Annotated in this window: 14 protein-coding genes; 7 read left to right on the top strand and 7 right to left on the bottom strand. The window is 37.5% G+C overall.

The annotated features are described in order from the left end of the window. The first annotated feature begins 278 nt into the window (after positions 1-278). Positions 279-1,109 (top strand): metallophosphoesterase, encoded by an 831-nt coding sequence (locus AACH31_RS11445; protein ID WP_161831496.1) that lies wholly within the window; start codon positions 279-281, stop codon positions 1,107-1,109. A gap of 30 nt (positions 1,110-1,139) precedes the next feature. Here the strand turns inward: AACH31_RS11445 and AACH31_RS11440 are convergent, their stop codons facing one another. Both AACH31_RS11440 and AACH31_RS11435 read right to left on the bottom strand, forming a co-directional pair. Next, positions 1,140-1,787: an FBP domain-containing protein gene (locus AACH31_RS11440; protein ID WP_262950769.1), complete on the bottom strand. Its 648-nt coding sequence runs from the start codon at positions 1,785-1,787 to the stop codon at positions 1,140-1,142. Between the two features lie 89 nt (positions 1,788-1,876). Then, positions 1,877-2,179, bottom strand: a complete 303-nt coding sequence (locus tag AACH31_RS11435; RefSeq protein WP_161831500.1) for a CD3324 family protein — start codon at positions 2,177-2,179, stop codon at positions 1,877-1,879. A gap of 317 nt (positions 2,180-2,496) precedes the next feature. On the opposite strand from AACH31_RS11435, the gene AACH31_RS11430 reads away from it, so the two are divergent. Next, positions 2,497-2,706, top strand: a complete 210-nt coding sequence (locus tag AACH31_RS11430; protein ID WP_338617680.1) for a hypothetical protein — start codon at positions 2,497-2,499, stop codon at positions 2,704-2,706. Positions 2,707-2,759: 53 nt separating this feature from the next. Here AACH31_RS11430 and AACH31_RS11425 read toward each other — a convergent pair whose 3' ends face one another. Further along, positions 2,760-4,736, bottom strand: coding sequence for a M28 family peptidase (locus AACH31_RS11425; RefSeq protein WP_338617678.1), 1,977 nt, complete (start codon positions 4,734-4,736; stop codon positions 2,760-2,762). A 134-nt stretch (positions 4,737-4,870) separates the two neighbouring features. Here AACH31_RS11425 and AACH31_RS11420 point away from each other — a divergent pair, with 134 nt between their 5' ends. Together AACH31_RS11420 and AACH31_RS11415 are read left to right on the top strand one after the other, a co-directional pair. After that, positions 4,871-5,272 carry a helix-turn-helix domain-containing protein gene (locus tag AACH31_RS11420; protein WP_161831506.1) on the top strand — a complete coding sequence of 134 codons (402 nt, stop codon included), beginning with the start codon at positions 4,871-4,873 and terminating at the stop codon, positions 5,270-5,272. A gap of 285 nt (positions 5,273-5,557) precedes the next feature. Further along, positions 5,558-6,166: a hypothetical protein gene (locus AACH31_RS11415; RefSeq protein ID WP_161831508.1), complete on the top strand. Its 609-nt coding sequence runs from the start codon at positions 5,558-5,560 to the stop codon at positions 6,164-6,166. A gap of 115 nt (positions 6,167-6,281) precedes the next feature. On the opposite strand, the gene AACH31_RS11410 is transcribed toward AACH31_RS11415, so the two are convergent. Beyond that, entirely contained in the window at positions 6,282-6,701 is a 420-nt protein-coding gene (locus AACH31_RS11410; protein WP_161831510.1) for a hypothetical protein, read from the bottom strand. A 257-nt stretch (positions 6,702-6,958) separates the two neighbouring features. After that, positions 6,959-8,329: a GntP family permease gene (locus AACH31_RS11405; RefSeq protein ID WP_202618713.1), complete on the bottom strand. Its 1,371-nt coding sequence runs from the start codon at positions 8,327-8,329 to the stop codon at positions 6,959-6,961. Positions 8,330-8,680: 351 nt separating this feature from the next. Between AACH31_RS11405 and AACH31_RS11400 the strand changes: the two genes are divergently transcribed. After that, positions 8,681-10,237 carry an AbgT family transporter gene (locus AACH31_RS11400; protein ID WP_161831512.1) on the top strand — a complete coding sequence of 519 codons (1,557 nt, stop codon included), beginning with the start codon at positions 8,681-8,683 and terminating at the stop codon, positions 10,235-10,237. Between the two features lie 77 nt (positions 10,238-10,314). On the opposite strand, the gene AACH31_RS11395 is transcribed toward AACH31_RS11400, so the two are convergent. Together AACH31_RS11395 and AACH31_RS11390 are read right to left on the bottom strand one after the other, a co-directional pair. Next, positions 10,315-10,782, bottom strand: a complete 468-nt coding sequence (locus AACH31_RS11395; RefSeq protein WP_262953762.1) for a hypothetical protein — start codon at positions 10,780-10,782, stop codon at positions 10,315-10,317. 206 nt (positions 10,783-10,988) lie between these two features. After that, positions 10,989-11,702, bottom strand: a complete 714-nt coding sequence (locus AACH31_RS11390; RefSeq protein ID WP_262950783.1) for a pirin family protein — start codon at positions 11,700-11,702, stop codon at positions 10,989-10,991. 347 nt (positions 11,703-12,049) lie between these two features. Between AACH31_RS11390 and AACH31_RS11385 the strand changes: the two genes are divergently transcribed. Both AACH31_RS11385 and AACH31_RS11380 read left to right on the top strand, forming a co-directional pair. Further along, positions 12,050-12,796: a M15 family metallopeptidase gene (locus tag AACH31_RS11385; RefSeq protein ID WP_161831518.1), complete on the top strand. Its 747-nt coding sequence runs from the start codon at positions 12,050-12,052 to the stop codon at positions 12,794-12,796. Positions 12,797-13,019: 223 nt separating this feature from the next. Further along, positions 13,020-14,714, top strand: coding sequence for a M3 family oligoendopeptidase (locus AACH31_RS11380; RefSeq protein ID WP_161831519.1), 1,695 nt, complete (start codon positions 13,020-13,022; stop codon positions 14,712-14,714). Positions 14,715-14,835 lie beyond the last annotated feature (121 nt).

Raw genomic sequence — 14,835 nt, 5'->3', positions numbered from 1 at the left:
TCCTTATATAATAAGGATAGAAAAACTGCTGTTAAATCGGGAGAAAGTTCCTTGATTGGATTCAAAGATGAGCAATTTAACCTATCACGCTTTATGAACCGAGGTGGGTTTTTTCAATGAAACAAATCCCCTATATAATAAGGATAGAAAAAATTTTGAAAAAAATCGCCTTCGACATATTATCGGAATAAATTCTAAAAAAAGAGTTTGTGATTTATTTTTAATGAGAGTACAATATAATCTTGTAAAGATAACGTGAGAGTATAGAGGATGAGGCGATGAAGGTATTACTGAAGTGTTTAGGTTGGTTGATAGCGATTGGAATAGGAGTCGGTCTTTACGCAACATTTATTGAGCCAAAGTTGTTACATGTTGTTTCCCACGAAATCGTGAGTGAAAAGGTGAAGGGTGAAACGATTAAAGTTGTTCAGTTTTCGGATACACATATCGGTGAATTTTTTTCAACGGAGGATCTTAAGAAGGTTGTGAACAAGATTAATGAGCAGTCCGCCGACTTAGTGTTATTTACAGGGGACTTGATGGATAACGCAGCTAAGTATGAGGGAAGTTTAGAGGAAGTTCAAAGAATCCTGTCTACCATAGAAGCGACAGATGGGAAGTATGCTGTCTTTGGAAATCGCGATTATGGTGGCGGAGCCGAAAAATTTTATGAAGAGTTAATGGAAGCAGCGGGATTTAAAGTTTTACTGAATGAGCATGAGGCGCTAACAATTAAGGGAACGACCTTAAATTTATATGGCGCCGATGATGCTTTGATAGGGTATTATAATCTCAATCAAACGGTGCAGGGGATGGAGGAAACGAATTTAAATCTGCTCATGTTACATGAGCCAGACCTAGTCAACGAGTTTGTTGGTTATCCCATTGATCTAGCGTTAGCTGGGCATAGTCATGGGGGACAGGTTTATCTTCCATTTGTGGGTCCTTTGATGACAACGGCACTCGGCCAACAGTATGTTCGTGGCTTTTATGAAGTTGGAAATCAAATTTCGCTTTATGTGAATACAGGAATCGGAAATACGAAGGTACCGTTTCGTCTATTTAATGTGCCGCAGGTGACCGTGTTTGAATTAAAAGCAAGAGAATAATGAAAAAAAGTCTAGAAACTCTAGACTTTTTTATTTAATATTATTAACCTCTTTAAGAAGCCCCTCTAATTTTTCAGTAGATGTGATACGCTCATTGCAGGCTGCACTATCTAAACAAGCGAAAAAACCGATGGAACGATAATTTTTATTTCCCTTACAAAGAGGGGAGACAAAAGCAACTTCACTTTTAGGCCCCATATGATGACAGAGGGCGCACACGTTTGTCTGTTTATTTTTGGCTTCCGTGAGTCGGCAAGCCATCCCCAGTAATTGTTGGTGATAGCGGTGGACGATAAAGAGTTTTTTCGTCGCTAAATCAAACCAACCGAGATAAACACACGGACGTTCCAATACCTCACTCGAAGGGAGTTTCAATTTTTTTTCTTTCTTAAAGAGTTTAGAAATTTCACTCGCTGTAATCGGTGGGTTTGTAAAAATGTAAGGTTGTAATTGGTTTAAAAAGACATCGATGTCGTGGGAATCTTTGAGAGCCGTGATATCGAGTAATTTTTTTTGTTCAGGAAGGAGATGACTGAGGTGCGAAAGAATTTTATCTTGAATGTAATCACGACTTGCATCTCGTGTCCGATAATCGTTACACGTTCGCAAGGCATTATTTAAGTCTTTTAATCGTTTTTTTATGTAGTTATACTCTTCTTTTTTTAAGAAGGCTTCCATGAAGAAATCACTCCTTTTCCTAGATAAAAAGCTGATGCGATGATCATCAGCTCTTTTATAATTAGTATAACAGGAGGGTGAGAGAGGCGCTAGCTCATCTTTGATTCTGTATCAACGATGGGGCCCTTTTTTTGTTGGGCAATAATGCGCCGAATACTTTTTTCTGATAGAAAGTGGAGGTGGGCCAATTCAGAAATTGGGATTCCCGCGAGATAATGTTCGTAAATGTCCCGATTTCGTTCGAGTAGGCCTTTTTTAGCTCCATTTTTTTCACCCCATGATTTTTGATTTTCTTGTTTTCGTGGGATATAAAGATATTCGCCATCGATATAATCTTGAATTAAAGTTAAAAGTTCTTCAGGTAAGATAGATTTTGCGTTCGTGTACTTCATCATTTTGCTCCTTTACGGCTAAATTTATACAGTCGTAAGAGCAAAGAACGCCATATTGCTTTGTTTAAAAGAACCTAGTTATGATTTTTTCTCAGCTATTAAGTGAACGAGGCTCCAAACAAAGCATAGCTGACTTTGACGTTCCTTGCGTGGAGCAAACTGATTTAAAAATGAAAGTCTTTAAAACAGTCACGAGCATCACCCCCTCATCTCATAGGTTTATTATACGACTAATTAGGGAAAAGAAGAAAGACGGAAGTTAATGACAAGAGGAGGATATGCTATAATGGTAGGAGAAATAGATCGGGAGTGGTGAGATGAAGCAGGGAAGTTTATCACTAATAGGTGCGATGATTGGGTGTTTAGGATTAATAATTTCTTCAAAAGAGCTGATGGATATTCTATGGCCATTTGGTCCATATGTTGTGTTCATTTTTCGTTTGGCGTATGTGGTTGCATCAGGAATACTATGCTACCTTTCATTCAAGTTATTAGTCTTAAATCTGAAAGGTAAACATCAAGCGTAACTAAAAACCCCCTACTGTCTTCATCCTTGAGTGACAAAAGGGGGGGGGGTTAGTTATAGAGTTAAAAGACGACGCATTTTTCGGATGATTTGTTTGAGGTTTCTTATTTCTTCCACCATTACTTGATCTTCTTGGATTTTTTCATAGGCGAGGAGAGATTTTAATTGGCTAATTTCATGACAAAGATCGTCGTTGGCGTGTTTATGGAGGAGGGAATCGATAAGTTCATATAAGTTAATCTGGCTGACGATTAGGTTTTTTCCCCATGTCATATGTTTGTCGTCTTGGCTAGTAGATTGTTTGAGAAAATACTCATAAGTGTCTTGGTCATAGTAGAAAGCATAGAGATTGAGGTCAACACGGCAAAGTTGTTCAACAGCGGATTTTAATTTTTCTTGTTTTAACAACCGGAGCGCCTCTTTCAAGTGAACCATATTTTTTTGATAAGCTTCATGCGGAAAAATAGTTGTTCCATCCCAAGTTAATCGAACGAACGACTGTTGAATTTTTAAATACAGCTCGTGAAGTTGAATATTCATGAGGTGACTCTTCCGAGGTGAAAGGGGGGCAAATTGAGTGAATGTATAAAGATGACGTGCTAAATGTTTTGACATTTGAAGAAGAAAATAGAGTTCTTTATGGGAATGATACGATTGAAAATCAAGACTCTCTTCAAATGCTTCGAAGAACTTCTCAAATTTAAGCGGCATAATTTTCATCTGATCAAATAAGATGATGAATGTTCCATAAAGTTTGTGGCAATACTCAAATGCGGGATAACTAAAATGATGAGTGATTTCATCATAGGATGTTTGACGAAGGATGAAATCCTGTTCGTGAGTGGGGCGGTAGCTAATGATGGTTGGAATTCCACTTTGTGAATACGAAAAATCGTCACTTACAATAGTAGTTGGTGCATCGATGACACAGCCATCTGGATAGGGACATCCAGGTACGAGTTTGGAAATGGATCGAATAAAATCCTGATACCCTTCTGTCGTTTTAATATGATGGGATTGAAAGTCATCATAGGCAACAAACCCTTCAAGATTAATTGCCACCATCGCCTCTTTTGCCCACTCAGGATGATTTTTAGTAATTTGTTGATAACCGCCAATGGACCAATTAAAAGAAGACTCACTTAGTCCCCATTCTTTAGCGCCATGGGCGATAAAGACCAAGGTTTTATCGGGAACGTAATGACTCTTGATAAGTGCTCGGGCTAATCCTAGTAATAAGCCGCACCCACAGGCTCCGCTGTGGAAATTATAAAAGAGTCCGTCATAGTGGGACATAATAAGGATGCGCTCATGTTGATTTTTCCCTGGAATTTCACCGATGATATTGTAAGATGGCTGGTCTTTTAAAATATGGCTATAGCAATTAAGAACAACAGGTAGGGTTTGATTTTTAGAGTTGGATAATTGTTTTTTCAACATACAAGCATCTTGCAAACTAACGGCAAAGGCTGGAATATCAACGGGTGCATTGAAATTTTCGTAAGTGAGTGCATCAGCAGGAAGCTGCTGATCGTCCCGCATTGGAGCGGCGATGATTCCATAAGCACCTTTTTGTCTTGCTTGTAGGGCACAAATCCCAATCTGGCATCCGATATAGGTGTCTAAGTCAACGAGAACTAGCTTGTTCTTGACGTCTATGTTTTTATATTCATTTTTAGTCCCTTTTCCAACGTAAACGAGATCGAGGGTTAGGTTTTCTTCAATACAGTGCGTTGCGTAGGCGCAAAGGGTGAGTTGATGGAGTCTTTTTTTGCGATCAAGGTAGTGAAGGGTGCTTGTCTTGAACTCCCAGGAATCGATGGTGATTTCTTCTTTGCGAACATCGGATAAACCGATTTTTTGAAACTGATGATATAAAAATTGGCCAGATGACTTTTCTGACGGTGATCCAGCCGTACGAAATCCGAGCGTTTCGTTTGATCCTGATTGAGAGAGAGTACCGGCTACATAAGTGGCGTAATCAACATTAATTGCATCATAAAAATGATTTAATTCTTCTTGATAAGTCATAGCATGACTCCTCCTTTGATTCTTTCCTTCTATATCATAGTAAAAAAGGTAGAAATAGGTTCCAATCCTAAAGGAGAAATGTATATCTATTTCACTTCGTGAATAAGATAGAAGTACAAAGGGGGAAATATAAGATGGAATTTAACGAAAAACTACAACTACTACGGCAAACAAAAGGGATTTCCCAGGAAATGTTAGCAGAAGAAATTGGGGTACCGAAGAAATTAGTGGTCGATTGGGAAGCAGGAAAAGAGTTGCCAGATATGCATAACTTAATGGCAATTTCGGATTGGTTTAACGTGAGTTTGGACGAATTACTGCGTGATCGCATTCACTTGGATACACTAAATCGGTTGGGATTTTTTGAGCAGGAAGAAGAGCTTGTTCAAAACGATTTTCTTGAAAATCTTATTTTAATTGTAGGCATGATGCTGATGATCATGAGCTTTATTTTTAATCACTTTTTAATAGGTGCTATATTTGGTCTTTTAGGAACCGGGATATACTATGGGATTCGTTTGAAAAAACAAAGATAATCAAACATAAAAAAGGCAAGCTCCTTGTTTAATGAGGAGCTTGCTTTTTTTATTTATCTATTGAAAAAATAAGACAAATTTGTCCAAACTGCAATAGTTATTGTCTAGTTAGCATCAAAGGGTATGAAGTTGTCAACAACTACGATATACTTCTATTTATTGGATGGATGTTCACTTGTTAGGAATTATAATAGGTGGAATTAACTTCAACCAATAGGTAGAAAGGAGGATTATCTTCGGAATAGGGAATAAAGTAGCGAGTTTTAATAATAGGGAGTGAGTAAGATGAAGAAAATAGTATTTATGATTGGAGCAGTCATAGTCTTTTTAACTGGAGTTTTGATTCTTTCAATCCATGTTGATTTCCGTCATGAGGAAGAAGACAATCAGGAGATGACGCAAAAGGTCGAATTCGTTGAGGTTATCGATGGAAAAATTAGAATTGATGAAGTGTATACAACGTTAGGTGTTCCTAGTGATTCAGTTTATGTGACAAGGGAAGTCTTAGGTGAAAAAACAGTGGTATCTGTTTTTGATAAAGAGAGTCAAACTTATTTATTTGGGTTTGAGGAAGAGGGGACAAACCCGAATGCCCGTGGAGCATATACGAAAACTGTTTCAAAGATTACTTCTTCAAATGGGGCAGAAGCTAAATTACAAATGGTTTTAGAGTGCTATCAGGATAGTAATCATCGTCAAATCAATAAAATTAAATCTACAAAATGGATTGCAGTTTCAGGATCAATTTTAGAATGTGAATACACTTCGTATATTTCAGATAAAAATGATCAAGGTGTAGGGACAAAGGCGCGCATGTTTGGGACAGTTAAGATGAAAAAAGGTTCGGATTCAAATATTTGGACGAGTATCGATCACACGTATTCATTAGACTAAAAGGTTGGCGAAATTTTTTTAAAGAAGAATATAGCACCTAAACAAAAGGAGGTCTTCCAGTGGAAAGACCTCCTTTTGTTTACGCGTTATTAATCGGATTGTGAACTACTGACGTTTAACGGCTCGTTACTTTTAGGGTATAGGTTCCAGAAGTTTCTGCTTTGGCTTGAACAACAAATGTTCCGCTATTTGCTGGAATTTCTGCAAAAGTAACTGTTTTTCCCGGCTTAATCGTCTGGGGTTTCCCCTTGATTTCCCCTTTATTATTTAATATTTGAACTTTAATGCTCCCTGGGTTTCCTCCATTATTGGTTACGTTAACGTCTGCTTTAAAAAGATTATTATCTCCTATGACATTACACCATTGTCCTGCAGTTAAATACGTTGATCCACTCCAGTTTAACCAAGCTTTCGAGTTTTGTTCTCTCTGTTTAATCACAATTTCATCGGGTGTTGAAGCGGTGATAGAATTTGCATGCCATCCTACTCCTAATAATGTTAAACATGTGAAACTAACTACGAATCCCTTTTTCATCCTATATCCTCTCCAACTATCATAAGTTTATAGGAAAATCATAACATATTTTATTCAAAGGAGAGAAGAAAAGTACAAAAATAGACAATAACATCCCTTATTATTTCATCTGACGTGATTTTGTCGGGAGAGTTGTGGCATCCCTTGCTCAGAAGGTGAGTTTTAATTCATGAAAAAGATAGGGCATAAAAAATTCCTAGCGCGAAGACTTGGTTTTGTCTAAGCACTAGGAATTTTTTATTTGAAGTTCGTTGGCTTTATCGATAGACGAATGAGGTCAGTATAACGATGAGTGCTGTCACTGTAATTGGAATGATGACGGATGTGAAGAAAATATCTTTATAAGATTGTTTGTGGGTGAGGCCGAAGATGGCGAGTGTCGTAATGACGGCACCGTTATGAGGAAGGGTATCGAGTCCACCGGAAGCTAGAGCGGCGATTCGGTGAAGAAGTTCAGGAGAAATACCAAGAGGTTCACTCATTTGTAAAAAGGTAGGGGCAAGGGCATTTAAGGTAATGCCGAGTCCGCCAGAGGCTGAAGCCGTTAATCCACAAATGATATTAACTGAGAGGGCCTCAGTAATAATAGGATTAGGAGAAAGATTTAAAATCATCGTTTGAATACTGGCGAAAATGGGAAGAGTTTTGATGATGCTACCATATCCGACGATAGCACTTGAATTAAGTAGGGGAACAAAGGAATTTTTGACCCCTTGGTCGAGAACGGATTGAAGATTTTTTATTTTCCCAATATTCAAGAGGAGAATTAATACAATAGCAATCACGATGGAAATAATGACGCTCCATGTTCCAGACTGGCTATCGAGTGTCGTGTTGTATTTTTCTAAATAACTTCCATCTATATAAGGATAGTAAAATTTTGAAAAGAAGAGATTGGCGCTAAAAATAACAACGATGGGTGCGAGGGCTAACCAAATAGACGGAGTTTTTGATGGAATTTTTGTCTTTTGCTCCATACTCTCCCCATAACCTTCGTTAACTTTTTTCGCACGGGCTGCTTGATTGTTGAGGTAAAGCATCCCTAATCCGAAGATGAGGGCGCTCGCAAGGAGTCCAATTCCTGGAGCGGCAAAGGTGTCAGTTTTGAAGTAGGTCATAGGAATAACGTTTTGAATTTCGGGCGTTCCTGGAAGGGCAGTCATCGTAAAGGTGAAGGCTCCGAGTGCAATGGTTCCAGGGATTAAACGTTTGGGAATGTCCGCCTCTTTAAATAATAAGGTGGCGATAGGGTAAAGAACGAAGGCGACGACAAAGAGTGAGACACCCCCGTAGGTCAGTAAGGCACCAGACAGAACAACAGCTAAAATCGCACGTTCAGGCTTTAACCACCGAATAATCGTGTGGGCGATCGCATGGGCATATCCCGTTTCCTCCATCAGTTTTGCAAAAATGGCTCCGGTTAAGAAAAGTGGAAAGTAATTTTTAACGAATCCAGCAAATCCATCCATATATACAAGCGTATAGTTTGCCATGAGATGACTATCAAACCCAAACGTTAAAAGCAGCGTGACGAGGGCGACGATCGGCGCCGTGATAATCGTCGAGTACCCCTTATATGCAAGAAACATAATGGTTCCTAACGATAAAATTAAAATAATTAAATGCATGATGATAAAACCCTCCTTGAAGTTTTTTTTCCGAGTTAAAAGAGCACGAGCCTTACTTTTATTGCCTATCTATTTGATAAATCCAAACGAGCCTTCAAAAAAATAGGTAGGGGAGTAGGAAGAAAAAAGAAAGTTGTATAAATAAGTTTGGCGTGATTATTATAGGAGAAACAAAGGTATTTCACAAATAATATGCAATTTTTTACCTCATTTTATAAAATAATGAAAAAATATTACAAGTACAATCAGAATTTTCTTTTCAGAAAGCGTTTTAAGGGGATATAATTAATTATGTTTAACTATTTAAACGGGAATCCCAAATAATGGGAAAGGGAATCAAGGAGGAATAATATGAGTGAGCAAAGGAAAAAGATTGGTATTTTAGATCGGGTGGAGAGGATTGGGAATGCCCTGCCGCATCCGGCAACAATTTTCTTAATTTTATCAGTTGTTATCGTTGTGTTATCAGCGATCTTATCAGCAACCGGGTTATCAGTTACGTATGAGGGGATTAATCGTGCGAATAATAATGCGGTTGAAATGATGACAGTAACGGTTAACAGTTTACTTTCAAAAGAAGGGGTTCAGTATTTATTTAGTTCTGCAGTAACGAACTTCACTGGGTTTGCACCACTGGGGACAGTCTTAGTCGCGTTACTCGGAGTTGGACTTGCCGAAGGAACAGGATTAATTGGAACATTATTAAAAAAATTAGTAATGAGTACGCCAAAACGTTTAATTACGGTTGTTGTGGTGCTTGCCGGTGTTTTATCAAGTATTGCATCTGATGCAGGATATGTTGTTTTAATTCCGTTAGGAGCGATCATTTTCTTAAGTATGGGACGTCATCCATTGGCCGGATTAGCAGCAGCGTTCGCCGGGGTATCTGGTGGATTTAGTGCTAACGTGATGGTCGGGCCAACAGATTCATTACTGGCTGGATTAACAACAGAAGGTGCGAAATTAGTGGATCCAAATTATGTTGTTGGTATTCAAGCTAACTGGTGGTTCTTAATTGCTTCAACAGTATTAATTACAATCATCGGAACGGTTATTACTGAAAAAATTGTTGAGCCTCGTTTAGGAAAATATACAGGTGACGCAAAAGTTGAAGACCATGAAATGAAGGTTTCAACAGAGGAGCAACGTGGATTACGTTTTGCTGGAATTGCGACACTGTTAATGATTATATTATTTGCTGTATTAGTTGTTCCAGCGAATGGTTTCTTACGCGGAACGGAAGCAGGAGTTCAAGGGGTTTTAAATTCTCCATTTATGAATTCAATGGTTGTTGTGATTGCGTTAGTATTTGCAGTGGCCGGAATCGCTTATGGATTTGGAGCTAAAGTTGTAAAAAATGATAAAGATGTAATGAATTTGATGGGTAAAAGTATGGCATCAATGGGATCATACATTGTCTTAGTCTTCTTTGCCGCTCAATTCGTTGCTTACTTCAATTATTCAAATTTAGGAACAATTATTGCTGTTAAAGGGGCTGACTTGTTAACGGCGATTGGATTACAAGGAATTCCACTTGTTATCTTATTTATCTTAGTGGTGGCATTCATTAATATCTTCATGGGATCAGCTTCAGCTAAATGGGCAATCCTAGCACCAGTTTTTGTGCCAATGTTAATGAAGGTCGGATTCACGCCAGAATTCACTCAGATGGCTTACCGTATTGGTGATTCAACAACAAACTTAATTTCACCATTAATGAGTTACTTCGCCTTAATCGTAACATTTGCAGCGAAGTACGATAAAAAATCTGGAATTGGTACATTGGTTTCAACGATGGTGCCGTATTCAATTGCCTTATTAATTGGATGGACGATTTTATTAGTTGTTTGGTTTGTACTACGTTTACCATTAGGGCCAGGTATTGAAATTTTCTTACCAGGATTTTAATTAAATGAAAAAGACTTAAGCACTTGCTTAAGTCTTTTTTTGTGTCATTTAAAAATCTCCTATCGAGTTTGAGACGATTATCTCTTCTTGAATAAAATATAAAGTCCCAAACCAATAAGAAAAATTGAAAATAAAAATAGATAAGAAACGAAAAAATTTAAGTAGAGGAATAGGGCGATGGTGCAAAGGATTGTAATAGGAATGAGTAGACCTTTATCCTTGACATCAAAGTAATAGAGCTGATAAAGACCAAAAGCAACAGTTAATAAATAAAGTGGTGCGGTAAAATCTGAATATTGCCACTTGGTTAAAATTTCAAAAAGAGAGATTAATCCAATGGCAGATAAAATCCCCCCGGGTACAAGTTGACCGGGGTTTTTTCTCGTTTGAAAATAATTGATTTCAAAATAGAGCCCCGGAATTAAAACAAATAAAAACCAAAGATTATCGAGGATGACGGTATCTAAATGGAAGGCGTAAGTAAGGAGTGATAGTCCCCCGATAAGGATTAAAACACTTCCGATAACGAGTTGAAATGGTTTCATAAAAATTCCCCCTTCACGAATTAACATACCATGTCTAGATGTGATTCGAAAGGGGGAAAATATCCTACTTTTTATGAAGCAATCGATAGTCGCTTGGCATCATTTCCTTTAGCTTTTTAAATCTAAAAAATTAATAAACGGTTGAGATTTGACAAAAGATAATAAGAATCAACAGATAAAAAAAGAGCGATTAAATCGCTCTTTTTTTACATATAAGGATGGCTTGATTTAGGCATCTCGATGACGATAAAGTGGGAAGTATGGGTTGCCTCTATATGAATTTCATCTTCGATAATTTCAAGGGCATCCTGTTCTTTGAGGGCAATTCCGTTCGCTTCGGAAAAACCTTCAATTTGCATGAGGTAGGCCTGTCGACCTAAAGGGACGTTAATGGTTGCTGTATTTTTCTCATCGAGAATAATAGTATAGATGTTCACGTCCTGGTTTATGGTGATGGGCGCATCCCCATGAATATCAGAAACCATGTGGAGCCATTGGTTGTGACGTGCCTCGAAGTCAAAGTGGTAATCCCCGTGTGTTTGGTGACGATGATGGGGTTGTGGGGAAATCCCAATCTCTAAAACCCGAGTGGGTTGAGCCGTGTTGTTCGATCGGATTTGTTCAACATCTGATGCTGCGCTCATGTAGTGCATTTGTCCGCGTTTGAGAACGCAATTGTGTCCGTGTTGATCGGTATAGGTTAGTTCGCCGTCAACAACGTAGGTAAGTGTCTCGATATTGTTATTAGTTGTTGTCTTATAGACGGAATGAGGAGAGATAAGGTTGTCATTTAAAACACGTAATACGCCAAAGTTAATTTTTGTCTCATCAAAATAGTCTGCAAATGAAAAGTGATAGACTGTTGATAACCAGTCAAATTCAGCGCCACCCATTGATTGATGATCGAGTTTTCTAAGCATGTGAATCACTCCATCTCCTGAAAATTTAGGCGGTTGCCTATTACTAGTATCAGTTTGTCTTGGGTAACTATACGGCGAAATAGTTGGATAGTTCAAGCAGAAATTAGGTCGACTAGATAATAATTAGAAATTTTATAAAATTTTGCTTTTAAAATTATTTTTTAATTTGTGGTTAAAAATATTGCTGTCTTTAAATTAGGAGGGAATTTGTCATTTATTAACTAATCCTTCAATTCATCTGTGTAAGAAAAAACGAATCGTTATTTTTGAGTGAAGGGAATGTTTAAAATTAAAAAAAGATGCTCAATAATAAAGAAACTAGTGAATTGAAGAGGAGGCGCGTGATAATGAATCGAATGCGAATGTTTTTAATTGCAATGAGTGGACTATTTTTAACGATAGGGATGATTACCGTGTTTTTATTTCAAACGCAACTGAAGGAGAAGGAAACAGACATTCCCACCTTTTATCAGGATGTTGTGGAGATAGAAAATCCGGCTAGTTTCCGTGCATTAGTTAATAAAAATTATCGTTTACCTGCTGATTATGAACCATCGGATTTAGTTCTTTTAGACGTGCCCCTTTATAATAAGGATAAGAATAATGAGGCAAACTATTTAAGAAAAGAGGCTGCACGTGCCTTAAAGAATTTATTTGAAGCCGCTTATAATGAGAAGGGGTATGAATTAATCGCGCGAAGCGGCTATCGTTCGTATGACACACAGGTGATGCTTTACGACCGTTACGTTAAAGAAGATGGGGTAGAGGCAGCTGATACTTATAGTGCGAGACCTGGGCATAGCGAGCATCAAACAGGATTGACGATTGATATTACATCCGACTCCGTTCATGGGGGATTAACTGAAACATTTGGTGAAACTGATGAAGGAAAGTGGGTGGCCGAAAATGCCCATCGATTTGGTTTTATTATCAGGTACCCTGAGAATCGCGTTGATGAGACCGGGTATCAGTATGAGCCTTGGCATCTTCGTTATGTAGGAACTGAGGCGGCGACCTCTATTTATAATGATCAATTAATTCTTGAGGACTACGTGCTTAATGTGATGAAACAAATGAGCGTTCTGTGGGACTGAGGAGACTAAGATCGTTCTAGAACCTTACACTTTTGTACGATAGCCTAGAAAATTTCAAAAAATTCATGGCAAAAACTTACAAAACAATTTTAAATGGCATATAATAGAAATATCATCTTAGGAAATGGGGAGGCTTTAAAGAACCTAAGCATGATTTGTTTGATAAAGAACATACTATTTATAAGTTAAACAGAATTTTTTGTTAAAGTTAGGAGTGAGTGATATGAAATTTTCGGAATTTAAATACACCAGACCAGATTTTGATCAGTATAAGAAAACTATGGATGAATTAACGAATCAATTTAAACAAGCATCTGATGCAGACGCTCAGTTAGAACTTGTAGCAAAAATTAATAAGGTGCGTAGTCATGTTGAAACGATGGCGACATTAGCTTCTATTCGTCATAGTATTGATACGCGCGATAAATTTTATGATGAGGAACAAACTTATTGGGATGAATATAGTCCACTGTATGAAGAAGTTAACTCTAGTTTTTATGGAGCGATTGTTCATTCACCTTATCGTAAAACTTTAGAGGACAAGTTTAGTAAACAGTTTTTTACGATTTTAGATTATCGCTTAAAATCTTTTTCTCCGGAGATTATTTCGGATTTACAAGAAGAAAATAAATTATCTAGTGATTATACGAAATTAATCGCCTCGGCTAAAATTATGTTTGATGGTGAAGAACGAACAATTCCCGGAATGGGAAAATATTTATTAAGTGAAGATCGAAATGTTCGTGAAGCGGCTTCGAATGCGAAGTATGGATTCTTTGAAGCACATGAGCAGGAGATTGATGAAATTTATGATCAACTCGTTAAGGTGCGTACCCGTATTGCTAAAAAGTTAGGATTTGAAAATTTCGTGGAGCTTGGATACATTCGGATGATTCGCAGTGACTATACACCGGAGATGGTAAAAAAATTCCGTCAACAAGTTCTTGATTATATTGTGCCCGTTGCATCTTCATTATATAAACGTCAAAAAGAACGTTTAGGATATGGAGAACTTAGATATTTTGATGAAAAGTTTGAGTTTACCACAGGAAATGCGACACCGAAAGGTGAACCAGACTGGATTCTAGAAAATGGTGTTAAGATGTATCATGAACTTTCACCACAAACAAAAGAATTTTTTGATTATATGGTAGAGACTGAGTTGTTGGATTTAGTTAATAAGCCAGGTAAAGCGGGTGGAGGTTATTGTACATATATACCGGATTATAAATCTCCATTCATCTTTTCAAATTTTAACGGAACATCGGGAGATATCGATGTGTTAACCCATGAAGCAGGTCATGCTTTTCAAGTGTATTCATCACGTTGGATTGAAATTCCTGAATTAAACTTTCCAACTTACGAAAGTTGTGAAATTCACTCAATGAGTATGGAATTCTTTACATGGCCATGGATGAATCTCTTCTTTAAAGAAGATACAGAAAAATATAAATTTGTTCATTTAGGTAGTGCGATTAAATTTATTCCTTATGGAATCACTGTAGATGCTTTCCAACATTTCGTTTATGAACATCCAGAGGCAACACCGGCAGAACGTAAAGCTGCTTGGCGTGAATTAGAAAAACAGTATTTACCGCATAAAGATTATGAAGGGTGTGACTTCTTAGAGCGAGGAGGTTGGTGGTTCCAACAAGCTCATATTTTTAATAGTCCATTCTACTATATTGATTACACACTTGCCCAAATTTGTGCCTTACAATTTTGGAAACGAATGCATGATGATCGAGAAGATGCATGGAAGGATTATGTTCGATTATGTGAGGCCGGAGGAACGAAATCTTTCTTAGGACTTGTTGAATATGCCCATTTGAAATCGCCATTTGAAGAAGGATGTGTAAGTTCAATTATTTCTGATATCCAGGCGTGGTTAGAGCAAGTAGAGGATAAAAAATTATAATAAAATGATTATCCACGGATGTTAAAAAGTGATGGGAGGACATTTTCCCATCACTTTTTTCGTTTTGTGTATAGTTTATACAAATTTAGTATTTTATTCATCCTCAATCCGTAGTATGATA

It is taken from the genome of Turicibacter faecis, assembly GCF_037076425.1.
GTDB lineage: Bacteria > Bacillota_I > Bacilli_A > MOL361 > Turicibacteraceae > Turicibacter > Turicibacter faecis.
The sequence above is the reverse complement of the archived record's forward strand: the minus strand, read 5'-3'. Positions and strand labels throughout refer to the sequence as shown.

What these genes read in the sequence shown, in the direction of transcription:
- AACH31_RS11395 (WP_262953762.1), bottom strand. Translation starts at nt 10,782, where the DNA reads ATGAAACCATTTCAACTCGTTATCGGAAGTGTTTTAATCCTTATCGGG.
- AACH31_RS11430 (WP_338617680.1), top strand. Translation starts at nt 2,497, where the DNA reads ATGAAGCAGGGAAGTTTATCACTAATAGGTGCGATGATTGGGTGTTTA.
- AACH31_RS11435 (WP_161831500.1), bottom strand. Translation starts at nt 2,179, where the DNA reads ATGAAGTACACGAACGCAAAATCTATCTTACCTGAAGAACTTTTAACT.
- AACH31_RS11425 (WP_338617678.1), bottom strand. Translation starts at nt 4,736, where the DNA reads ATGACTTATCAAGAAGAATTAAATCATTTTTATGATGCAATTAATGTT.
- AACH31_RS11390 (WP_262950783.1), bottom strand. Translation starts at nt 11,702, where the DNA reads ATGCTTAGAAAACTCGATCATCAATCAATGGGTGGCGCTGAATTTGAC.
- AACH31_RS11415 (WP_161831508.1), top strand. Translation starts at nt 5,558, where the DNA reads ATGAAGAAAATAGTATTTATGATTGGAGCAGTCATAGTCTTTTTAACT.
- AACH31_RS11420 (WP_161831506.1), top strand. Translation starts at nt 4,871, where the DNA reads ATGGAATTTAACGAAAAACTACAACTACTACGGCAAACAAAAGGGATT.
- AACH31_RS11400 (WP_161831512.1), top strand. Translation starts at nt 8,681, where the DNA reads ATGAGTGAGCAAAGGAAAAAGATTGGTATTTTAGATCGGGTGGAGAGG.
- AACH31_RS11405 (WP_202618713.1), bottom strand. Translation starts at nt 8,329, where the DNA reads ATGCATTTAATTATTTTAATTTTATCGTTAGGAACCATTATGTTTCTT.
- AACH31_RS11445 (WP_161831496.1), top strand. Translation starts at nt 279, where the DNA reads ATGAAGGTATTACTGAAGTGTTTAGGTTGGTTGATAGCGATTGGAATA.
- AACH31_RS11440 (WP_262950769.1), bottom strand. Translation starts at nt 1,787, where the DNA reads ATGGAAGCCTTCTTAAAAAAAGAAGAGTATAACTACATAAAAAAACGA.
- AACH31_RS11380 (WP_161831519.1), top strand. Translation starts at nt 13,020, where the DNA reads ATGAAATTTTCGGAATTTAAATACACCAGACCAGATTTTGATCAGTAT.
- AACH31_RS11410 (WP_161831510.1), bottom strand. Translation starts at nt 6,701, where the DNA reads ATGAAAAAGGGATTCGTAGTTAGTTTCACATGTTTAACATTATTAGGA.
- AACH31_RS11385 (WP_161831518.1), top strand. Translation starts at nt 12,050, where the DNA reads ATGAATCGAATGCGAATGTTTTTAATTGCAATGAGTGGACTATTTTTA.